We start from the raw sequence: 22,254 nt of genomic DNA, 5'->3' as shown, positions 1-22,254 counted from the left end.
TGCCAGATTAGGGGTGTTAATCTGGCAGTGAATTATATTAAGCATTGATCTCCGAAAATGCTTTTTCAGCTTCGCGAATGAATTTCTTCACCTTAGCGGCATCTTTTCTGCCGTCGCTACCTTCTAATCCCGTATGTGAATCAACTGCGGCAGGTTTAACCTTATAGATTGCATCAGCTACATTTTCAGGCGTTAAACCGCCAGCCATCATTAGAGGTTTTGGAGATCGTCTAACAAGTTCAGCGCTTACGTCCCAGTTATGCGTTAAACCAGTAGCGCCTTTAGCACCCGTTTTAGGGTTAAACGTATCAGTGATAAACATGTCAACAAAGTCAGCCATGGTATCAACAATTTCTAACAGCTCTTCAGCATTGTCTTCTTTCACAACAAGGCTTTTTAATAAGAAAAGATCAGGGCGCAGCTCTCTAAGCTTTTTCATTTCTGCCACACTAATATCACCGTGTAGTTGAACTGCTTTTACACCTAGTTCACTGCAATAACCGCTCACTTCTTCAGCATCTACCATATAGCTAATTAACACACCGGCTTGAGGCTCACTTAAGCCTTTAATAATGCTCATTGCATCTGTTTCAGAAATATCATCTTTTCCAGAAGGTAAGCGCAAAGGGAAGCCAAGCCACTCAATGCCAGACTCCAGCATTAGATTTGCTTCTTCTCGGTCGATAATGCCAGCTACTTGAATAATGTTTTTCATAATGTTCTCCAATTTAAAGTTAAAGGGTTGTAAAGAATCTCGACGTAAAGATATGTAAGAATTAACTTTGTGTCAAGTATCTTTATGTGAAGATATTAAATTAATATACGTTTAGCTGTTTCATAGAGTTGTTGAAGACTGATATTTTTATATCGTAATTATTTAAAAAGTTAACATAAGCAATAGTTTAAGTGGGTTTTTGAAGTGGTGCAGGGCGATTGGAAGCTTACTAAAAAATAGTTTGAGGCCTTAAAAAAACTTAACGTATTGAGCGTAAGTCTTAAATAAAAACAATATTTAGGCATTTAAAAAATTATATGGTGTGGGTATGGTTATCAAAACGTTAAGTTAACGAGGTCGTAAACGCGGGCAAGAACAGTTGGCTTTGTCCGTGCCCCACAAAATTTTAGCCAACTATTTTTAGCTGGTACAATGGTATTTTTATAACTATGTGCAGCAAGGGAGTATATGGAAAAGCAAGAAATAATAAGATTCATTAAGGATATACAATGTAAGTTTCCAGATGTGATCCCGCTAATGGATAAACACGAAAGTTGGGCGCTTACTTTTCGCATGGAAGAGTTTGCAAACTTAACAACTTTTGCATTCAACGAAAATAAAGTCACTAATGCTCTAAAGCACTTGTCATATATGAGTCTAAAATTAGACTCTGCAAGTCCTGCTGAACTTGAGTACATAGACACTTATTACGTTGAGCACTTATTTTGCAAGGCCACTCCCATTGGAATTGAAATAGGTTGGCCACTTGTTCCTGACAAACTTAAAAAACTGTATTTAGATTTTCACGGACAAGCGCCTAAAATACGTTGAGAATAGAAGCAAGTCGTTTTTATTTAAAAATCAAAATCTGCTCCGAAAAGCTGTTAAGTAGAAGCCATTGATCTCAACTTCATGAGAGATTTTTATTAAACTCCGTTATACTTCTTGCAATTGAATATGCCAAATGAAGTAAACAGGCCGCTAACTGCAATGAGCAAAGAAATTCTTTTCCATACTACTTTTGCGCACGAAACCAGTAAAATATGGGTTGTATTTGTCCATGGAGCTGGTGGTAGTTCGGCAATCTGGTTTCGTCAGCTTAAAGCGTATAAAAAAGAATATAATGTGTTGTTGCTTGATCTTCGCGGTCACGGCAAATCGAATAATCTACTACAAAACTTTGTTGATAATAATTATTCATTTAATAATGTCTCTAAAGACATTATCGATGTGTTAGATCATAACAATATCACCAGCGCACACTTTGTTGGTATTTCATTGGGTACAATTCTTATTCGAAATATTGCTGAAATTGCGCCGCAATATGTTTCTAGCATGGTGCTAGGTGGAGCGGTTACTCGTTTTAATACTCGCAGTAATACATTGGTTTATTTAGGTAATACTTTTAAACACTTCTTGCCTTATATGTGGCTGTATCGCTTATTTGCTTTTATTATGATGCCGAAAAAGCGTCATAAAGAATCTCGACTTTTGTTTGTTCGTGAAGCAAAGCGCTTGTGCCAAAAAGAGTTTATAAAATGGTTTAAATTAGCCATGGATGTAAATCCTTTAATGCAATATTTCAAAGAAAAAGACATTGATATTCCCATTCTGTACATTATGGGCAAAGAAGATCATATGTTCCTTGGCCCTGTTAAAGAAATGGTTAAGCGTCATAAAAATAGCGTACTGCAAACTATTCACCATTGTGGCCATGTTTGCAATGTGGAACGTCCTGACTTATTCAATCAGCACTCGCTTGCGTTTATCGCCCAGCAAAATCGTTAAGGGTTGTTGCTTTTAAAAAGCTTTCAGTTAATGGTAGGTAATTAGTAAAAATTTATAACAGCCATCATGAGTAAACTGGAGCAGATCTTTCTTTTGACTTTCGTCCTAAACTAAAAACAAGATCCGAAGGATAATACCCGCAACCAATAGGCCTGAAAGCAATACGCGAGAAAGCGATTCCATCCCGATTTGAATAACCATAAAGCTATCAATAGTATTGGTTAAGCCACACCGTAAATAAGCAAAATTGGGAATATAGATAAAAAGTACAATAAAGAAATTAACCGTTCTGCAGTCACACCAAAGTGCTCTTCAACTACATCGGTAAAATCGGCATCTTTATTTTTTGATGAAAGTACAAAACGCGCTAACTCTCGGTGGGCACAAAGGTCATTGGAAATGCTAAACACGCCATAATAATTAACGGCCAAAAACCGCCAATGCCAATATTAATAGGTAAAAATAAAGTACCCGCACCAACGGCCGTGCCATATAGACTTAGCGTCCATTGTATATCGTGCTGGTTCTATTTTGAGGTAAAAGAGTGTGTTATTTATTGATGTATTTGAAAGCGTTACACCTTGAGGTGTTGTCATGTGTGTGCTCATCCATTATTTAAAATAACAATTGTGCAGAAAAATATAGTTTTTAGCTAAAAATTTCATGTTTTGTGGGGATTTGTAGACTAATTAATTAGACCCAATTGGAAGGTAAGTGTCATGAATACGAAGCAGCGGTGTAAAAGTGAGCGACAAGGAGCGTTGGTTAGGCAATCCCCTAAAAAATAATAACCCTAAATATGATTCTAATTTGATTTATTGAATAATAAAGCAGTCTTTCATTAGGTCTCGCTCGCCTTGCGAAATGCCGAGATTTTTTGCTAGTTCATTCCATTCTTGAACCGCATTTTTAACCTGCGTATAGACTTCGTTAGCAGTTTTAACATTAAGTTGAAAGTAGTGTGCAACCTCAAACGCTAGATCTATTTCTAAAGCATTGTCTTTGTCATCAATATTTAGATGTAATCCCGTAGCGTTTTGAGTAGGGTTAATATCGTAAGCGGGAGATAAACGCCAACCTGTAGTATCAAAAATAAAGCCATGGTTACGTAAGTGATCATCACTATTTGAAACCATGATATTAAATAACATACGCGTCCAAAGCTGTTTTAAATCTTCTTGAGTATTAGAGCCATTTTCAATTAAAAATTCAGCTAACTCAAGGTAACTTGCTCCGTCGTCGTTGCCATCAAAGTACTTTAGCTGTGTCATAGCAGAAGTGAATAGCAGTCTATGTCCACCTTCTAGCCGATCGAATCGCTTAGTAAGAAAAATATGATGATCAGAGCCAACAGTCTGCACCTTGCATTCAGACATATTAATTCCAGCATTTAGCGCCATTTTGTAAACTATATACTCCCATAGGCCAATATCATATTCATCATAACGACTAGGAAATTTAGCTAGCCACAAAGAGCCGTCAATATCTTTCACAGATGCTTTTGGTCTTGCGCCACCAAGTGAAGAACCCGGTGAGATGAGCATGTTCAGCCATTTTAAATAATCAGGATTTTCAAAGTCAGGTTTACTTTCAATACCTTTAGCTGCTTTTTCAAGTTCTGGCAGCGAGGTTATGGCTGGTGTGGAAAAGTCTTCATTATCATCAAGGAAATTGCCATCACGAGCAGTGCAAAATCTTAAAGCCCCCATCCTGAAAGAGTCATGAACTCCTAATAAATAATGCGTTTCAAATAGTGCATTTGCTTTGCGCCCTTCGTTACGCGCAATAACGGCTTCTCTGCGCTGCATTAATAAGCGGCCCCATCGATCAGGACACGAATCTAAAAACACTTTGAAATTTTTGTCATCAGTAGCATGCTGCTCTCCAGCATATAATTGCAATGTTGGATCTATTTGAAGTGCAAATTTAGAGACGAGCCAATCTTTGTCATAACTAAAGCTAAAATGCTCTTTACCGCGAATAACCGACGATCTTAGTGTTCCTAAAAATAAAGGTTTTTCAGTAATAAGCCAATCGGCGTAAACAAAAATTTCCATTGGTAACCTCTATCGTTTTTTATTTAAAAGCTCAATGTCTTGCAACTTTCTACCTAATTCATCATCAAGTGCTACTTTGCTCAAGTCTTCCAGAAGATTTAAAACGGCAAGAACATTTACGTAATGCCCAATAGACACGGAAGGATCGCCTTTAGTTATTTTGCGAAGTGTTGGCTTAGAAATTCCCGTCCTATTGAACATCACTTCTTGGGTGATCCCGCGTCGTTTCATCGCGAGTAGAATATTTTCACCCAAGTTGTGGAGTATTTTAAGGTTACGCGGGAATACAGTGGCTCCACGCTTAACTAATGAATGGCTATCGCTTTTATTCATATAAAACTATATTTTCATTTACTAATGTTAAGTGAAAATATAGTTTCATTTTTGTGATTAGTCAAATACTTGAATAACTAATATCCCAAACAGTAATTGATTCTTAAAGCTCAATTTATGAAATAATAATTTCATAAAATAGGTTTTATTGAATTTATAGTTTCATTTTAAGTAAAAACGTAGGTTGGGTAGAGCGAAGCGAAACCCAACATGTCATAGCGTCATGCGAGCCGCAAAGCCAAGATAGGCGGTTTTATTTATTAAACTTGCTTATTCAATAATGTTCAATTGATATACACTGGCAAAGTAACGTATTGATAAGGATATTAAATTGTCGCAAGTTAAAACTCTCCCCATTACAGCCACACGCTGGCTTTCTCTTTTATTGTGCGCAATTACCGCCGCAACAATTACTGTATTTTTAAGTAAAGTCGGTTTTGTACAAAAGACATATTCGAGTTTGGGCACTATTTTAAATGCTAATCCGATTTTGCATTACAGCAGCGCATTTTTAGCGGGTATTGGCATCAAGCTGCTGCTTGATAAGTTTTATATATCTCACCCTAAACGCAGTATTAGGTTTAGCTGGCGATATCCGCCAGTGACAATAAGCTTATGGTTGTCGGTAACTATTATAGGGTCGATTTTTTATTTCACTTCAAACCAAGAAGAGTTAATAGCTGCTACTTCTTGTTTTGAGTATTTCATCGTATTAATTTTAGGCTCTTCCATAATTACAGCTTATCAACAAAGCAATGAAAGAATTAGCCTTAATTTAGTTGTATGCTTTTCTCTTATCGCAGTGATTAGTACAGCTTTCATTTATTGGCATATCAGTCATGCAGGCTTTAGTTGGCCGCTTTTTATAACAGTAGATATTTACATATTCTCTGCAATATTTTTGATAATCAAATATATAAATGAATGCATTAAAGCTAAATGGAAGCGTAATCAAATAACTTTAGAGCGTACGACAAGTGTTAACCCTAGTGATTTTAAAACATTAGGTCAGTTTAAAAATTGGTTTAAAGACGATTCAACTATTAAAAGCACAGAGGAATTAGAACCCGATTTACAGGTTTACGCCACGCGGATCACCGAACGGTTAAAAAATGGCGGTGGTAAGTATGAAAAGGATTTAGCGCAGCACATAGCTTTATGTGGGCCTTATGGTTGCGGAAAAAGCAGTATCGTCGAAAGTATTGTGAATGATTTAGCAAAAAACTCTGAAAAAGAGAGTATTTGGATACGCAGCGATATATCAACTTGGGGCGCAGCCAGCGGCAGTGTTGCGCATGTGATACTCAGCAATATTATTGATGATATAAGCCAATATATTGATATGTGTGCCTTCCGTGCACTACCTAAACATTACACTGAAGCACTAAAGTCGGGTGGTAGTGTGTTTCAGTTTGCATCTACGTTACTCGCAGGCCCTGTGGAAATTGAAGGAAGTTTTCAAAAACTTAATGATGTTCTTGAAGTAACTAACCATAAATTACTCATTACCCTACAAGATGTAGATCGCGGAACAGGCGATGAAAACGAAAAACGTTTGAATGATATAGCCGCGCTGCTGGATAGATTGAAAGATAAAAACTTAAGTAATATTAACTTTATCGTCGCGATGGGTAATGAGAAGTCCTTGTATATTGAAGTACAAAGCAAGCTGGCCGATCACATCGAAACGATAGTATCCGAAGATTCAAAGAAAACTTTATGTAAGTGGGCAAAGCTATGCACTAAAGAAGTATTCGAGAATGATATGTTGTTAACACATTCTTCAATAAGTAGTTCTGAACAATATTTCAACCAAACCCCTCTTACCTTTCGTCAGACTTTTTATCAGCCAGCTATTATTTCTAATAACTTTATAGTTTCAATTCGAGTTTTGAAGCGAGTGATGCGACGCGTAAGTAAGTGTTGGACTAAAGAAAAGTTATTGGGAGAGGTCGATTTTGGCTCTTTGTTATTACTCACTACATTACGTGAGGCTGAGCCTGCGTTATTTAATGCTTTTGTAAACTCGTACACAAGCTTAGTTAATGTTAAACCGTTACCAGTAGCTAAAACAGAAGATGGAAAGCAAAAAACAATAAATGAAACCCTCTCAAACTTGATAGCTGATTTTACAAATAGTGAAGCTACGCATGTTTACAATGCTTTATTCAAGGAATTACTAAATCTTAAAGAAGATATAACTAATAAAAGCGGAAATGGTTTAAAAAGTGATAAAAATAGTGGCGAGCAACATTTAGGTGTAAAACTAGATACTGTTGATTATTTAAATCGTATTTTACTGGAAACAGTCCCTGAAAATGAGCTAAGAGATCAGATTGTTATTGATTCTATAAAATCTTTATCAACTCAAGAATTAGCAAAAAATATTTGTAGTGATTATCGATGGCAAGAGGCATTTAAACGTTTTGGGCGCATACTTTTTTCATGTGATAAAAACCAAGATAGAGTAGAACAAATAGTTTTTGATGTTTTAGATAATATTGGAAAAGATCCAAATGGCTTTTTAAATGAAGGCCTTTTTGAAGAGTATACAAAGCAAACTATCGATAGTGGTAATTTGGAAAGTGTTTTAATCAAGTTGGTCAATTTAGAAAGTGGAGAAAAGTTGCTTGAGCGGCAATTGGAAAGATTACTGCAAATTTTTAATAGAAAAGATTCCGTAGAGTTTAAAGATGAAGGAGATAGAAGGGAAGCTGCAAGCTATAGTAATGAACTTTTTCAGGACATTAATATAGCTAATTTTTTAAATAGAAATGCGCATAAGTTATCCAAAAATTCTTTCCTCATTTGCATAAAATTTTTGACTTGGTCGCAGCTAGCTTCTAGTAAACTTAGTTTTACTAGTATACAAATTAAAAATGAACTAGACGTTTTAATTAGTAATAAAAATATTTGGTCTATAAGATATTTAATAGATGAAGCAAATAACTGTAACTACGGAAATGAAATAGACACATTTCGAGAGTATATATCAGCTCTTTCGAGTAAGAAAAAAAGAGATCTCAGTGAAAGATTTTCTGAATTAAAAGTTAATGAAAAAGATACTAATTTAATAGATAAAGCCATAAAAAGATTAGGTTTAGACAAATATTAAAACTTTATTACAGCGCGAAGCTATAGTGTACCTGTGGTGAAATTATCTTTTTAAATAAAGTACAGTTTAGGTTTGTTCGTGGCTAAAGCTATCTCCTACGAGGCGGAATATGCAGCTTATGGCTCAGCATTCTGGGTTTCGCTGAATGTCATATTGGTTATCAGAGCTAAATGTATCCCCACGAAATACAGTGTTTGTACTTGCGGTGCAGCTCTTTTGTAGGTCTGGCTTTAGCCCGACAAAATAACGGGATAAATCCCGACCTACAAATAACTTAACGCCGAGCTACTTTTGAAGTAACCGCTAACAGGTCTAGGCCCTTACTCTTCTATCGCACTAACCACAAAATACGGATTTAAGTACTCATCTTTGGTGTTATAAATTAGTGGGCTGCCATCAAGCTTAGTGACTTTTGCACCGGCTATTTGTGCGATTGCATGGCCAGCTCCGGTATCCCATTCGCAGGTTGGGCCCAAGCGTGGGTAAATGTCGGCGCTGCCTTCGGCGACTAAGCACAGTTTTAGTGAGCTACCTTTAGACACCATTTCAACCTCGTCAAAGCATTTTACAAATTCGGCTAAATCGGGTGATGGATGAGAGCGGCTGCCTACAACACGAATTAACCCTTTATTAGGCTTAGTTGTTACTTTAAGCTCTATTCGCTCATCGCCTTTGTCTTTAAATGCGCCAATGGCATCGCTTGCTAAGTACGATACGCCAAGGGCAGGTGCATCAACTACGGCTAAAACAGGCTTACCGTTTTTAATTAGGGCGATGTTTACAGTAAATTCACCGTTCTTTTTAATAAATTCTTTAGTGCCGTCGATTGGGTCAACTAACCAGTAGCTTTTCCATGTTTGGCGTACATCCCAGCTTATGTCGGCGTTTTCTTCACTAAGTATTGGAATATCAGGTGTGAGCTGTTGAAGCCCTGCCACAATCAGTTTATGAGCTGCTAAATCGGCGTCGGTTACGGGGCTTTCATCGGCTTTGTACTCAACATTAAAATCCTTTTCGTAAATTCCCATTATCGCTTGACCTGCTTTGCGGGCAAGGATGAGGGTTTCTTCTAGTAGCTCGGTTTGATTCATGGGGTTAACCTATATTATGTGCTTTTGTTTTAGATACGTTATCAGTTGTGTAACCGATTGGTCTAGGGTGTTTTTACTTGTATCTAAAATTATTTCTGGATTGTTTGGCACTTCGTAGCTTGAATCGATACCCGTGAAGTGTTTTATCTCTCCAGCGCGGGCTTTTTTGTATAAGCCTTTTGGATCGCGACTTTCGCATACATCCAGTGGGGTATCGATAAATACTTCGATAAATTCGCCGTCGTCTACTAGGCTGCGCACCATGTCGCGCTCCGCTCTAAAAGGCGATATAAACGCAGTAAGTACTAACAAGCCAGCGTCGGTCATTAGTTTTGCGGTTTCGCCTACGCGACGTATGTTTTCAATACGGTCTTCGTCGCTAAAGCCTAGGTCTTTGCATAAACCGTGGCGTACGTTGTCGCCATCGAGCAGGTAAGTGTGCGTACCTTGTTGATTAAGCGCCGCTTCTAGTGCGTTTGCTACGGTGCTTTTGCCAGAGCCTGAAAAGCCGGTAAACCATAAAATAGCGGGCTTATGTTTTTTTGCTCACTACGCTGTGCTTTTGTCGTTGCGTAGTTATGCCAAACTATATTTTCATCCATAATGAGAGTCTCTTATGCTGTGAGCGCAGGTATTAAAACGGAAATACCAGCGGGATCAAGGTTAATACCGTGATTGAATAAATAATAGAAAGGGGTAAGCCCATCACTATGTAATCTTTTAAGCGATAGTTACCCGCGCTATAAACCATTAGATTAGTTTGATACCCAAATGGCGATATAAAGCTGGCTGATGCGCCAAAGGCAACCGCCATAATAAACGGTAGCGGGTCGACATTAAAACCAACTGCGAGCGAGTATGCAACAGGGAACGACAAGGCTGCTGCGGCGTTATTAGTAATAAGCTCGGTAAATAATACGGTCATTAAAAATATAGCTATAAATGCGCCGTACGGGCCAAAACCCCCAAGTACCATAAACATGGCGTCGGATATTTGCCCGGCAAGTCCGGTGCCTATCATTAATTTAGCTAGGCCAATGGCGCTGCCTACAACCACGAGTAGCTCAAGTGGAAAACGGCGTTTTACTTCATTAAGTTTTATAGTGCTACTGAGCATTAAGCCAATCAGTAATACTAATAAGCCTTTAACCAGCGGCACTATGCCAATAATGCTTAAACCCAGTACTGCGGCAAAGCTTAGTAGCACAATGTTTGATTGTTTAGGCGCAAGGTGGGCTTGTAAGTCAAACCCTGAAATATATACAAATTCGCGCTTTAAATTAGGCAAGGTGTAAAAGTTTTTGCCTGGTGCGAGTATTAGTGAGTCGCCAGCTTGTAATTGCACTTGCCCAAGGCCGCCTTGTAAGCGGTCGTGACCACGGCGAATGGCAATAACAGCAGCATGAAATTGCTCTCTAAAGCGGGCTTCTTTTACGGTTTTGCCAATAAATTTTGATGACTGACTTACAACCACTTCTACTAAGTGTTCGATGTCTTTTTGATGATTTTCGTGTACTACTTTTAGGCCGTCGAAACGAGTCAGTAATGGCACCGATTTTATGTCACCTACAAACAGCAGCACGTCGTCTTTTTGAATAATTTGCTGTGGAGTGACTGCGCAAATACGACTGCCATCGCGAATGATTTCCGCAAGGAATAAGTCTTTTAAATCACGCAGGCCGTTTTCTTCAACGGTTTGGCCTATTAATTTTGAGTTTACTTGTACTTTACCTTCTAGGTAAAAAGGCACGACTTCTTGGTCGCTTTTACCGTTGTCGGGTAAGTATTTAAGCATTACTAAAATGGTAATTAGGCCTACGCTTAGCGCGCCCAAACCCACTAAGGTAAAGTCAAAAAAGCCCAGCGGTGCCATGCCCGCATCAACAGCAAAGCCATTGACGATTAAGTTGGTTGATGTACCAATAAGCGTAATAGTGCCGCCCAAAATAGCAGTGTACGACAGCGGTAATAATAGCTTTGAAGGGGAGTGATTAGGATTGTCTTTTATCGCGGTAATAAGCGATGCAACAACGGCAGTATTGTTAGTAAACGACGATAAAAAGGCGGTTGATAACCCCAATTTTGTTACCGATTTTACTAAACTACCTTTAGATAGCGATTGCGCTAACTTTTGAATTAGGGTGGTTTTTTCTATTGCTGTCGACACTAATACCAGTAATACCAAGGTAATAAGCGACGGGTTAGCGTAATTAACTAACATGCTTTCAAGATCAATTAATCCGGTTAAATAACTAGTACCAATGGCACTTACAAATAACCATGCTGGATTAATACGGGTGCCAAAAAGGCACCCGACTAAGGTAAGCATAATGCCTGTTAAAACGAGCTGTTCTACCATGCTTTTAAATTCCTAACAGGCTAAAGTTAACTTATAACTTAGAAATATCAAGCGCTTGCCAATGCGGGAAGTGCTTGCGTACTAAGCTGTTAAATTCAACTTCAAATTCGCTAAAGTTACTTTGCTGTGCTTGGCTTTGCAGTACTTGCTCAATCATACCCGCAGCAACTGTTAGGTTTGATAAGCGATCGATTAGGATAAACGAGCCTGTTTCGTGATTGCTGTGGTACTCGTCTGCCAAAATAGTTTCGGTTAGTTCAAGTGTTACAATCGCAATTTCGTTTAACTGTAATGAGTCGCTAGTGCCGTGCTCAAGCGTGTTCACATCAATTGTGTAATCAATCTTTTTAATAATAGCTGAGGTGTTTTTGCTGCCTAGTTTTAGGTTATAGCTTTTACCTAATACTAATGGCGACTCATGCATCCACACAATTTTAGCTTGCAGCTGGTTGGTAACCACGACCGTTGAGTTTGCAGGAACGATTACATCCCCTCGGCTAATATCAATTTCGTTATTTAGGGTAACGGTAATTGCTTGGCCTGCTTGTGCGCTATCTAGGTTGCCATCAAAGGTAACAATTTCTTTGATGCTTGATGTTTTACCCGACGGTAATACTTTTATAGCATCGCCTACATGTATCTTGCCCGATGTCAGTGTGCCCTGAAAACCACGGAAGTTTAAGTTAGGACGCACGACATATTGCACCGGTAGGCGCGCTTCAAAGCCTGTATCTGTTTCGGCTGCTGGCGAATCTTCTAGTAATTCAAGTAGCGGCTTGTCGGTGTAATAGGGTGTATGTGCAGAGCGTGTTACTACGTTGTCGCCTTTAAGTGCCGACATGGGCACAAACTTAATGTTTGATACGTTAAGTTGCTCAGCAAATTTAAGGTAATCGGCCTTAATTTTTTCATACACGGTTTCGTCAAAATCAACGATATCCATTTTATTAACGGCAACAACAAACTGCTTAATGCCCAGCGAGTCACAAATAAAGCTATGGCGCTTGGTTTGTACTTGCACGCCGTAACGCGCATCAACCAAAATAATGGCTACATCGCTTGTTGATGCACCTGTTACCATGTTACGCGTGTATTGCTCGTGCCCAGGTGTGTCGGCAATAATAAATTTACGCTTAGCCGTTGAAAAGTAACGGTACGCTACGTCAATGGTAATGCCTTGCTCGCGCTCAGCTTGTAGGCCATCAACTAATAATGCAAGGTCAAGATCTTCACCTGCGTTACCTACTTTTTCGTTATCTTTATGAAGGGCAGCAAGCTGATCTTCATAAATTTGGTGGCTATCGTGCAGTAGGCGGCCAATCAATGTCGATTTACCGTCATCTACGCTGCCACACGTAAGCATACGCAATAAGCTTTTGTCTTGTTGGCGTGCTAGGTAGGCGTCTATGCCTATTTCTTTTACTTCGTTAAATGTATCGTTATTTTGGCTAGACATTAAAAATACCCCTCACGTTTTTTCTTCTCCATTGAGCCGGCTGAATCATGGTCAATAACGCGACCTTCACGTTCAGATGACGTAGATAGCAGCATTTCTTCAATAATTTCGGTTAAAGTACTTGCTGTTGACTCAACTGCACCGGTAAGTGGGTAGCAGCCTAATGTACGAAAACGTACAGATTTCATTTGCGGTACTTCACCTTCATTCAGTGGCATACGCTCATCGTCAACCATAATTAGGGTGCCGTCGCGATCAACAACAGGACGCTCTTTTGCTAGGTAAAGCGGTACCATGTCGATGTTTTCTTGGTAAATGTATTGCCAAATATCAAGCTCAGTCCAGTTAGACAACGGGAAAACACGAATGCTTTCGCCCAGATTAACTTGGCTGTTGTAGGTATTCCAAAGCTCAGGACGTTGGTTTTTAGGGTCCCAACGGTGGTGTTTGTCGCGGAACGAGTAAACACGTTCTTTTGCGCGTGACTTTTCTTCGTCGCGGCGTGCACCACCAAATGCAGCATCAAAACCATATTTGTTAAGTGCCTGCTTTAAGCCTTGGGTTTTCATTATGTCAGTATGTTTACCCGAGCCATGCGTAAACGGGCCTACACCCATTTCAATGCCTTCAGGATTTTTGTGAACCAGTAGATCAAAGCCGTATTCTTTAGCTATACGGTCGCGAAATTCAATCATTTCACGAAACTTCCAGTTGGTGTCTACGTGCAATAACGGAAACGGAATTTTTGCAGGGTAAAATGCTTTACGCGCTAAGTGCAAAAGTACCGACGAATCTTTACCAATAGAGTAAAGCATTACTGGGTTCTCAAACTCAGCGGCGACTTCGCGCATGATTTTGATACTTTCAGCTTCAAGTTGCTGAAGGTGAGTTAAAGCCATTGTTAGTCGTCCTACTAAAATGATTAAAAGTTACAAATTTAAAATTCGGTTATGTATTTGATACATCTGTAAGCGGCTGTGCAAAACTGCTTGTTTGTTCGTTTTTCCCAAACCACGCTAGTTGCGAGTGCAGGGCGGCTACTTCGCCAATAATGAGTAGCGCAGGCGATATAATGCTGTTGCGCTGGATTAAGTCGGCAAGTTCGCCTAATTGGCCTGTTACCACACGCTGATTTTTACGTGTACCGTTTTCGATAATGGCAACCGGTGTGTCGGCTTTGCGGCCATGCTTTAAAAGCTCGCTTTGTATGTGCGGCGATTTAATTACGCCCATGTAAATAGCAAGTGTTTGATTTGCTTTTGCCAGCGATTGCCAATCAAGTTCTTGACCGTCTTTTTTACAGTGGCCAGTTACAAATTGAATGGCTTGTGCATGGTCACGATGCGTAAGCGGAATACCCGCATACGCACTGCAACCTGCAGCAGCTGTAATACCCGGTACAATTTGATAATTTACGTTGTTAGCAGCCAGTACTTGTACTTCTTCGCCACCACGACCATAAATAAACGGGTCGCCACCTTTAATGCGGCACACTTTTTTGCCTTGTTTAGCAAGGTCGACCAACATTTGGTTGGTGTCGTCTTGAACAACACTGTGATCGCCTAAGCGCTTGCCTACACAAATAAGGTCAGCATCGCGACGCACTAATTCCATAATTTCATCAGAGACTAAAAAGTCATATACAACCACATCGGCTTGTTGCATAAGTTGCAGTGCTTTAAGTGTTAAAAGCTCAGGATCGCCTGGACCTGCACCGACTACATATACTTCGCCTTCAGGCTCTGCTTTAGCATCTAGCATTTGCTCTAGTTGCTGCTGTGCGGCTTGAGTATCACCGGTTTGCACTTTACTGACGACAGAAGAGTCGAACACGCCTTCCCAAAATTGGCGGCGGTCAGAAAAGTGTTTAAAGCGTTTTTTACTTTGTCTCTAAATCCGCCGACAAGTGTTGCAAGTGGGCCAATATGCTGTGGGATCAAGGTTTCGAGCTTTTCGCGTAGGCGGCGTGCAAGTACGGGCGCAGTGCCAGCGCTTGATATAGCAATCGTAATTGGGTCGCGGTCAACAATCGATGGGAATATAAACGTACATTTAGGTTGGTCATCAACCACGTTTACGAATACATTGCGGGCATTGGCAAGCTCAAATACGTTGTTGTTTACTTCATCGCGGTCAGTTGCCGCAATAACTAACATTTTGCCATCAAGATGCGACTCATCAAAATAAGCATCAATAAGCGTGACTTCATTATTATGTGCATGCTCTTTTAATTCATCACAAAACCAAGGTGCTACTAAGGTAACGCTTGCTCTCGCTTTTAAAAACGCGCGACATTTGCGTAATGCGACCTCTCCACCGCCAACAACCAATACTGGTTTGTTGTCGAGTTTGGTAAAGATAGGTAAATACTGCACGTTAATAACACCCCTAAACAAATTCAAATACAAGAAAAACGCTTTATTCTGGCAAGCAGAATATAGCGGCTATCAATAAGTAAAAAATAATTAAAACCAAGTTGATATAACCAAAAGTTATAATGGGTGGGCTTTTTAGGCCTAAGAGTTAGTTAACAAGGGATTGCGACGAGTTACAAGTAAAATAATCAGCTTATAGTGTTTGGTTATGAGCTATAGCGAGTTTGATTTAATTTGTTAATATGGGGGTATATTAAATTTTGTACTTACATAGGCAAGGGAGTCTACATGACACAGCATCAAAAAGACGCGGCATTAGCAGTCGCACTGATGGATTTAACAAGTTTAAACAGCAGTGATACAACTACAGACATTCAAGCGCTTGTTAATAGTATAAATCCGACCTTAGGCACGCCAGCAGCCTTATGTGTTTATAGCGACTTTGTTGATGATGCAAAAATAGCACTGGCAGCGCGTGAGCTTAGCCACGTAAAAGTGGCAACAGTCACTAATTTCCCAACGGGTGATGCGCCACTCAGTGATGTAATTAACGAAACACTCATTGCAATAGAGCGCGGTGCGGATGAGATTGATTTAGTTATTCCTTATAAAAAACTCATAGCGGGCGATGCTCAAACAGTACTTAGCTATGTAAGCGAAAGTAAAAAAGCGTGTGGGTCGCGCGCGCAACTAAAAGTAATTATAGAAAGCGGTGAGCTTAAAACTGACGCGCTTATTACTCAAGCCACGGAGCTTGCAATTGAAGGTGGTGCCGATTTTGTAAAAACCAGTACGGGTAAGGTCGCTGTTAATGCTACGCTTGAATCAACAAAAATTATGCTCAGTGCAATTAAAAGGACTGGTAAGCGTGTTGGCTTTAAAGCCGCCGGAGGTGTTAAAACAGTGGCTGATGCCAGTGATTATTTAGCACTGGCACGCACGATAATGGGTGATGATTACCTGCAAGCAAAGACATTCAGGTTTGGTGCTTCAAGCCTATTAAGTGATGTTTACAAGGTGTTGAATGAAGCGCAGCAGTGATGAGGAAAAGCGTCAGTTAGAGCATGATGCGGCTAAATTGTTTTTACGTTGTTATGAGCAGCAGTTAGGCATTCATATGCGTAATATTTGGCATAATGAGCCCAATAAACCTTATGTTAGTTGTTATCAAGAAGATGAACAGCTTGATATAGAGATTGCCCATTTGTATGCCAGCGAAACAGAAGCGATGGCTGTTTTAGGGCGCCCGCTGTCAATGCAAATGCAGCGAGATTTAGCAGACATGGCACAAAAGCCAAGTGAGCACAGATTGCGGGCCGCATTAGAGCGATTGCTAAAATAAAAGAAAAAAACGTTATTATTCAAAGCGTACTTGGCTTGTTATTCGTAATGCGAGTACTATTTGGCGCAAAGCTGACTTTGAAGCAGTGATCGATGACCTTAACTTTCCAAGAACCTATCAATTTGAACAAATTTGGTTAGTGTGTGATTTTTATCGTGGTGAGTTATTACGTGTGGATGAAAAACGGCCTATATAACAGCCGTTTTTTATTTTAAGCTTAAAGCTAATACTGATTAATTAAATTTAAACATGTTGCTTATACTTTCGAGGCTAGATTTGTTCGTTTTGGCAATACAACCACTGTCATCAAGTGACTTTTTAGTTGTTTCATCAGCTAAACCCGTTACCTTTATTTTTTTGTCTTGTTGGTACTCACGCAGTGCGATAACTGTTTTACGATCGTATTCAACATCTTGTGTTTCAAATTCTTCATAATCAGGCTGGTTTCTTAGGTAACCCAAGCACACTAAGCTTAGGCGTGACATTGCTAAATCCATTTTTTCATAATGCGGCATTCTATGAGTGGGTACATCTACTGTTACAGCGGGCTTGCTGGCTGCTTTTGCGCGTTTAGTAGCTGGCGGCGGCGCAGTGTAACCCGGTGCTAAAGTGTTGTTACTGTTATAGCGATAGTAAGTATCTGGAATTTTAGTTTCTAAAAACTCAACTGCTTTAATAATAACTTCACGCAGGGCTTTTTCTTTAGGTGTATCAGACCATCCACTTATATTACCGCCAACAAGTGCGCCACCAAAGTTGGTTGCAGCGCCTGTGAAATCAAAATCTTTACTGCCACCTTCAACACTTGTTGCAGCTAAAATACGTGATGTGCGAGTATCTATAAGGCGTAGATCAATTGCCATATGTGAACCCGAAAAACCGGCAGATACAGAGCTAAATACATCACCGATAAAGCCGCCACTACCTACACTTGCACCAGAGCTATCGTCATCAAATTCTGTGACCGCAGCAATCACGACTATTTCAGCACCTTCAATCTCGCCATAAGCAGCACCCGATGAAGCGCTAACGCGACCTGAGGCCGCTAGATCTTGTTCTGATAAAACCGCGTCAAGTGCTTGGCGCTCTAAAACAATAAAACGATTTGTTGATACTAGAGCGGTAGTTAATTGATCCGCCATACCGTCGCCTATTTCTTTACGCCACCATTTTGAATTATTTGATTTGTCGGTGAAGCGTGCAACTGCAATTCGGGCTTTTGGACCGTTGTATTGTTCCTGTGCAACTGCATTTATATCTGGTGAGTTTTGACCCGATGTCACATTGGTTGAAGTGCTTTGACAAGCGCTCAGAGTGGTCGTTAATAGTGCCGTTAATAGTAATTTTTGTGGTGTTCTTAACATATGACTGTCCTTAATTAATATGCTTAAAGGAAATGTTGTGCATTCCCTTTAATATTTATATTCATGTTAATTTAGATAAATCAGTAGGTTAAAAATAGTACTGGCGCGAAGTGTTTGGTCACACAGGCGAAGTTTTTAATCTTTTTTCACGAAATTGCTTAGGCGACGTTGCATATTTTGCTTTAAAGCAGCGAGCAAAATAACTTTGTGAATTAAAGCCGACTTGTTGCGCAACTAATCCTATTGCAAGATTACTGTTTTTCAAAAGTTCTTCTGCGAATTCTAAACGAATGTTTCGAATGTAGTCGCTAGGTGTTAAGTTATATAAGGCTTTCATTTTTAATTGCAAAGCGCGAGGGCTCAGGTAAAGCGCTGCTGCAAATTCTTCTACGCTAAACGCCTCGTCTTGATAACACTCTTTTACTATTGCTTTTACACGCTGGGTAAATATGTAGTCTTTACTTTGTACCATTTTTGGGTCTAGTTGGGTTGTTTGTGATAAAGCCGGTAACTGCTGTTTTAAATGTTGATTAAGCACTTCTCTAATCGTTAATAATCCTTGAACGCGGCTTAATAACAGCTGTGGTTCGAAGGGTTTACTTAAATAATCATCAGCAAGTAAGTCCAGGCCCTTTAATTTGCTGCGCGTATCAGCCTTTGCTGAAAGTAATAGAACTGGAATGTGGCTAATAGCCGTGTCGCTGCGCAGTGCTTTAATAAACTGATAGCCATCCATAACGGGCATCATTACATCACTTATTACCAAGTCAGGCATTTCGCTTTTACATAAAGCTAAACCTAGTTCTCCGTTAACGGCGTTTATACATACGAAGTTGCTAATAAAGAGTGACGTTAGTAAATCACGCATTTCATCGTTGTCTTCGATAATAAGAATTTTATTGTTTTTTACTGCACATAAATTATTGCTTTTAGATACAGCAAGAGCAGTAAGGTCAGAGGTTTCGTCTACTTGAGTTATTGGGAGTGAAATAGTGAAGCAACTTCCTTTGTTTAATTCACTTTTAAGTTCAATGGTTCCTTCATATTGCTCAACTAGCTGCTTTATAAGTGCTAAGCCAATACCGCTACCGCTTTGATTACTCGTATCTATGCGTGTAAATCGTTGGAAAACTGCCTCGAGGTGCTTTTTATCTATACCAACACCAGTGTCTGAGACTATGATGGTTAATATTTGTTTTTGAGTTAATAGCTGAAGTAATACTTTACCTCCGTTCGGGGTGTATTTTTGGGCGTTACTTAATAAGTTACTGATAATAGAAACTGTATGATTTGGCTCTAATTCAATGAGAATATTTTTTTGCGTTAAATCTTCAAGCTCGAACGTAATATTTTTTTGTTTAAATAAAGGAGTGAAATCTTCGATTAATTGTTCAACTACCGGATTTATAGCATAGGGTGTTACGTGTTTCACTGCAGTGCTTGGGCGCTGACTGAGCTGTAAAAGTTGGTTTATTTGATCCAATAGCTTATGGCTATTACGTTGAATCATCGCTAGTTTTTGTTGGGTGTCTGAATCTTTATGACTTTTTAGTAAACTATCAAGTGGCGCTAATATTAAGCTCAATGGTGTTTTAAGTTCATGGCTAACGTTATCTAATAGCTGGGTTTTTAAGCTGCTAAGTTCTCTCTCTTTTAAGTTTGCTTGCTCTGCAACTTTAGCTCTATACCTTGCTGTTATAATTAACCACATTATAAATAATACGATAATGATGTAAGTGACATAAGCAACATTGTTCTTCCACCAGGGTGGAGTAACCGTAAGCGCAACCATCGTTTTATCATCACTCCATTGGCCGTATTGGTCTTTAACTTTTACAATAAAGTGATAGCTTCCTGCGGGAAGTTGAGAATAACTAACTTGCCTCTGGTTTTTGTTTGCGTATAAAAACTGCTTATCTAACCCAGCTAACTTGTAAGCATATTGGTATTGAGAAGGGGGCTCTGCACTGTTTAAAGCAGAAAATTTAAAACCGATAACACTGTCTTCTTCTTTAAAAAAGAGTCTGTCTGTATAGCTTATAAGCTTAGCCGTTTGGGTCTTGTTTTTTATATATTGCTGCGTCGCGACTGACTGGTTATAAATAAGTAAGTCTGTAATAACGGGTTCTGGGGGTTGAGTTGCTAGGGTTAGTTTTAACGGATCAAATTGATTAAAACCGTTAATACCACCAAAAAATAGCTCGCCGTCATTCGCTTGAAAAGCGGCGCCTAAAATAAAAGAATGGTGCTGTATACCGTTTGCGGGTAAAAAATGCTGCATTTGTTGAGTTTGAGGAGCGTAACGGGTTAACCCCTGATTACTGCTTAGCCACAAGTAACCGCTGCTGTCTTGTTTAATTGCAAAAATATTATCGTTAAGCAAGCCATCGAACTCTGTAATGTTTATTACTTTGTTTGTTTGGATATTTAACTTATTTAACCCGCCAAAAGTACCTACCCATAAAGTGTTTTTATCTTGTAAATGCAAGGATGTAACCATGTCATGCGTTAAACTATTAGGCTTTTTAAGATCGCTTTGGTAATGAGTGAAAGTTTCATCATTTAAAGAAAATTTATTTAATCCTACGCGGGTTCCAGCCCATATCGCGTTGTTCTCACTGTCATAAGTAATACTAAAAACAGTATTATTTGAGATGCTATTTTTATTTGCGCTGTATTTAAAGTGTGTAACTTGCAATGTATCGGGATTAAATCGCGTTAATCCTTCATTACTGCCCAGCCACAAATTACCAATATGGTCGCCCTCGATTGCATAAATACGGTTACTGCTGAGTTGGTGACTTTGCATAGTAAAAGCTGAAAAGCTATCATTAACTGGGTTATAAAGCAGTAAACCACCTCCATACGTGCCTACCCATATGCGCTTATTGGCATCTTCATAAAGACTAAATATATTGTTATTAGTTAGGCCAATATTGTGGTTTTTATCTGCTTTATAGTGTTTAAATCCTGTGTCAGTGTGTTTGTTAAGTCCGTCGCGCGTGCCCACCCAGAGTATGTTGTTACTATCTTTGAGTATTGCTCTTACAAAGTCATTCGAAATCGAAGCCGAGTTATTGCTTTGATGCTTTTGATGACCAAACTGAATCTGTCTTTTATCATAGCGATGTAACCCATAACCATCTGTACCAATCCAAATAATCCCTTTAGGGTCTTGGTAAAGTGACAATAAGTGGTCGTTAGCTAAGCCATGCTTTAAATTTGGAGAGTAAGTAAGTTGCTGAAACTGTTTACTTAATAAAATATCTTTAGTTTGATAATAAAGACCATGGCCATAAGTGCTTACCCATAGGTTTTTTTCATCATCAATAAGCATATCAGTTACCCAAACATTTTTGAGTTGCTCAAAGTTATAAAATGCGAGTGTGTTTAAGTCAAAAACACTTAGACCAGTTTTGCCTCCTATAATAAATTTGCCGTTTGGTGCTTTTTTTAATTGCCAGAGCTGTTTAGGGCTATTAGGTATGTATGTGAACTGATTTGTTTTTGAATCGAACTTAATAAGCCCAATATTACTTGCTAACCAAAGGTTTTTTTATCATCAAAAAGCATATCTTTAAAAACAACATTTAATTGATTTGTGCCCTGGTAAGAAAATAACTCGGTAGTACCTGTTTTTGTATTTAACCGAGTAAGTTGCCCCTTATCGTGACCAATCCAAATTGTTTCTGGGGAGTTGGAGGTTATTGTTGAAATGCGTTGGTTTGTAATAGAGGGGTTGAATACTGGTTAAAAACACTAAAACTTCCTGTTTCAGTATTTAATAAGTTGAGGCCGTTGCTTGTCGTCGCAAACCAAAGTTGGCCGTTTTCTAAATTCAGGCAGTCTGTAATCCAATTCCCCGAAATACTCGATTGTGAAGGATTGAATTTATAGTGTTTAAATTCATATCCATCGAATCGGTTTAAGCCGCCTTGGGTCGAAAACCAATGAAACCCCTTTTCATCAGTGGTACTGCAGGTGATTGAATTTTGAGATAAACCTTGTTCATTTGTATATGTATCTAAGTACAGTGGTAGGGCGAGCGAGCTAGTATGAAATAATAATAAAAGGCTGATGACTTTATATTTTATGATTGTTTTAATTGCTTTCACAGACTTCCTATCTATTGTGAATCCCTTAGGGAGCGTTGACCTTTGTGGATTGAAATTTGTTCAATCTAGGGGCGATTTAGTCGCGGCGCGAGTTTTGTAGCCTAGTGGGCTAAGTAAAAACCGAGTATCTAGTCAATCATAAAC

At 39.1% G+C, this 22,254-nt stretch carries 14 protein-coding genes and 4 pseudogenes; 5 read left to right on the top strand and 13 right to left on the bottom strand.

Annotation, left to right across the window (positions count from 1 at the left end):
- Positions 1-37: 37 nt before the first annotated feature.
- Entirely contained in the window at positions 38-715 is a 678-nt protein-coding gene (locus tag P4S65_RS03010; protein WP_008133429.1) for a phosphoribosylanthranilate isomerase, read from the bottom strand.
- A 468-nt stretch (positions 716-1,183) separates the two neighbouring features.
- Here P4S65_RS03010 and P4S65_RS03005 point away from each other — a divergent pair, with 468 nt between their 5' ends.
- Both P4S65_RS03005 and P4S65_RS03000 read left to right on the top strand, forming a co-directional pair.
- The gene (locus tag P4S65_RS03005) at positions 1,184-1,546 is read left to right on the top strand and encodes a DUF7674 family protein (protein ID WP_007376280.1); all 363 of its coding nucleotides are present in this window, start codon (positions 1,184-1,186) and stop codon (positions 1,544-1,546) included.
- A 159-nt stretch (positions 1,547-1,705) separates the two neighbouring features.
- On the top strand, positions 1,706-2,503 hold the full coding sequence (locus P4S65_RS03000; RefSeq protein ID WP_337119549.1) for an alpha/beta fold hydrolase: 798 nt from the start codon (positions 1,706-1,708) through the stop codon (positions 2,501-2,503).
- A gap of 129 nt (positions 2,504-2,632) precedes the next feature.
- On the opposite strand, the pseudogene P4S65_RS02995 reads toward P4S65_RS03000, so the two are convergent.
- From P4S65_RS02995 to P4S65_RS02985, 3 genes and pseudogenes are all read right to left on the bottom strand, one after another.
- A pseudogene (locus tag P4S65_RS02995) lies at positions 2,633-3,099 on the bottom strand (aromatic amino acid transport family protein); the annotation flags it as partial.
- 219 nt (positions 3,100-3,318) lie between these two features.
- Positions 3,319-4,560, bottom strand: a complete 1,242-nt coding sequence (locus P4S65_RS02990) for a type II toxin-antitoxin system HipA family toxin (RefSeq protein WP_337119548.1) — start codon at positions 4,558-4,560, stop codon at positions 3,319-3,321.
- A gap of 9 nt (positions 4,561-4,569) precedes the next feature.
- Positions 4,570-4,893 (bottom strand): helix-turn-helix domain-containing protein, encoded by a 324-nt coding sequence (locus tag P4S65_RS02985; protein WP_096793893.1) that lies wholly within the window; start codon positions 4,891-4,893, stop codon positions 4,570-4,572.
- Between the two features lie 331 nt (positions 4,894-5,224).
- On the opposite strand from P4S65_RS02985, the gene P4S65_RS02980 reads away from it, so the two are divergent.
- Positions 5,225-8,008, top strand: coding sequence for a P-loop NTPase fold protein (locus P4S65_RS02980; RefSeq protein WP_337119547.1), 2,784 nt, complete (start codon positions 5,225-5,227; stop codon positions 8,006-8,008).
- Positions 8,009-8,328: 320 nt separating this feature from the next.
- On the opposite strand, the gene cysQ is transcribed toward P4S65_RS02980, so the two are convergent.
- The 6 genes and pseudogenes from cysQ to cysG all read right to left on the bottom strand — a co-directional run bounded on the left by cysQ (position 8,329) and on the right by cysG (position 15,289).
- Entirely contained in the window at positions 8,329-9,099 is a 771-nt protein-coding gene (gene cysQ, locus P4S65_RS02975; protein ID WP_337119546.1) for a 3'(2'),5'-bisphosphate nucleotidase CysQ, read from the bottom strand.
- 9 nt (positions 9,100-9,108) lie between these two features.
- Positions 9,109-9,701 (bottom strand): annotated as a pseudogene (cysC, locus tag P4S65_RS02970) (adenylyl-sulfate kinase).
- 32 nt (positions 9,702-9,733) lie between these two features.
- Positions 9,734-11,458, bottom strand: coding sequence for an SLC13 family permease (locus P4S65_RS02965; protein WP_337119545.1), 1,725 nt, complete (start codon positions 11,456-11,458; stop codon positions 9,734-9,736).
- Between the two features lie 31 nt (positions 11,459-11,489).
- Positions 11,490-12,914: a sulfate adenylyltransferase subunit CysN gene (cysN, locus tag P4S65_RS02960; protein WP_337119544.1), complete on the bottom strand. Its 1,425-nt coding sequence runs from the start codon at positions 12,912-12,914 to the stop codon at positions 11,490-11,492.
- Positions 12,914-13,813, bottom strand: coding sequence for a sulfate adenylyltransferase subunit CysD (gene cysD / locus P4S65_RS02955; protein WP_337119543.1), 900 nt, complete (start codon positions 13,811-13,813; stop codon positions 12,914-12,916). The genes cysN and cysD overlap by 1 nt, the downstream gene beginning before the upstream one ends.
- 49 nt (positions 13,814-13,862) lie before the next feature.
- A pseudogene (cysG, locus tag P4S65_RS02950) lies at positions 13,863-15,289 on the bottom strand (siroheme synthase CysG).
- A gap of 288 nt (positions 15,290-15,577) precedes the next feature.
- On the opposite strand from cysG, the gene deoC reads away from it, so the two are divergent.
- Together deoC and P4S65_RS02940 are read left to right on the top strand one after the other, a co-directional pair.
- On the top strand, positions 15,578-16,330 hold the full coding sequence (gene deoC / locus P4S65_RS02945) for a deoxyribose-phosphate aldolase (protein ID WP_193154988.1): 753 nt from the start codon (positions 15,578-15,580) through the stop codon (positions 16,328-16,330).
- Positions 16,314-16,827 (top strand): annotated as a pseudogene (locus P4S65_RS02940) (hypothetical protein). The gene deoC and the pseudogene P4S65_RS02940 overlap by 17 nt, the downstream one beginning before the upstream one ends.
- A gap of 37 nt (positions 16,828-16,864) precedes the next feature.
- Here the strand turns inward: P4S65_RS02940 and P4S65_RS02935 are convergent.
- The 3 genes from P4S65_RS02935 to P4S65_RS02925 all read right to left on the bottom strand — a co-directional run bounded on the left by P4S65_RS02935 (position 16,865) and on the right by P4S65_RS02925 (position 22,110).
- On the bottom strand, positions 16,865-17,995 hold the full coding sequence (locus P4S65_RS02935; RefSeq protein ID WP_193154987.1) for a CsgG/HfaB family protein: 1,131 nt from the start codon (positions 17,993-17,995) through the stop codon (positions 16,865-16,867).
- Positions 17,996-18,113: 118 nt separating this feature from the next.
- Positions 18,114-21,332 carry a hybrid sensor histidine kinase/response regulator transcription factor gene (locus tag P4S65_RS02930; protein ID WP_337119542.1) on the bottom strand — a complete coding sequence of 1,073 codons (3,219 nt, stop codon included), beginning with the start codon at positions 21,330-21,332 and terminating at the stop codon, positions 18,114-18,116.
- 367 nt (positions 21,333-21,699) lie between these two features.
- A complete protein-coding gene (locus P4S65_RS02925) occupies positions 21,700-22,110 on the bottom strand; it encodes a ligand-binding sensor domain-containing protein (protein ID WP_337119541.1) in 411 nt (136 codons plus the stop codon).
- Positions 22,111-22,254 lie beyond the last annotated feature (144 nt).

The sequence above is a fragment of the Pseudoalteromonas sp. B131b genome, from assembly GCF_037162545.1.
In the GTDB taxonomy this organism is placed as follows: Bacteria; Pseudomonadota; Gammaproteobacteria; order Enterobacterales; family Alteromonadaceae; genus Pseudoalteromonas; species Pseudoalteromonas fuliginea.
The sequence above is the reverse complement of the archived record's forward strand: the minus strand, read 5'-3'. Positions and strand labels throughout refer to the sequence as shown.

Excerpts from the sequence above, each read along its gene's own strand:
- P4S65_RS03010 (WP_008133429.1), bottom strand. The coding sequence starts at position 715 with ATGAAAAACATTATTCAAGTAGCTGGCATTATCGACCGAGAAGAAGCA.
- P4S65_RS03005 (WP_007376280.1), top strand. The coding sequence starts at position 1,184 with ATGGAAAAGCAAGAAATAATAAGATTCATTAAGGATATACAATGTAAG.
- P4S65_RS03000 (WP_337119549.1), top strand. The coding sequence starts at position 1,706 with ATGAGCAAAGAAATTCTTTTCCATACTACTTTTGCGCACGAAACCAGT.
- P4S65_RS02990 (WP_337119548.1), bottom strand. The coding sequence starts at position 4,560 with ATGGAAATTTTTGTTTACGCCGATTGGCTTATTACTGAAAAACCTTTA.
- P4S65_RS02985 (WP_096793893.1), bottom strand. The coding sequence starts at position 4,893 with ATGAATAAAAGCGATAGCCATTCATTAGTTAAGCGTGGAGCCACTGTA.
- cysQ (WP_337119546.1), bottom strand. The coding sequence starts at position 9,099 with ATGAATCAAACCGAGCTACTAGAAGAAACCCTCATCCTTGCCCGCAAA.
- P4S65_RS02965 (WP_337119545.1), bottom strand. The coding sequence starts at position 11,458 with ATGGTAGAACAGCTCGTTTTAACAGGCATTATGCTTACCTTAGTCGGG.
- cysN (WP_337119544.1), bottom strand. The coding sequence starts at position 12,914 with ATGTCTAGCCAAAATAACGATACATTTAACGAAGTAAAAGAAATAGGC.
- cysD (WP_337119543.1), bottom strand. The coding sequence starts at position 13,813 with ATGGCTTTAACTCACCTTCAGCAACTTGAAGCTGAAAGTATCAAAATC.
- deoC (WP_193154988.1), top strand. The coding sequence starts at position 15,578 with ATGACACAGCATCAAAAAGACGCGGCATTAGCAGTCGCACTGATGGAT.
- P4S65_RS02935 (WP_193154987.1), bottom strand. The coding sequence starts at position 17,995 with ATGTTAAGAACACCACAAAAATTACTATTAACGGCACTATTAACGACC.
- P4S65_RS02930 (WP_337119542.1), bottom strand. The coding sequence starts at position 21,332 with ATGCTTATTGATGATGAAAAAAACCTATGGGTAAGCACTTATGGCCAT.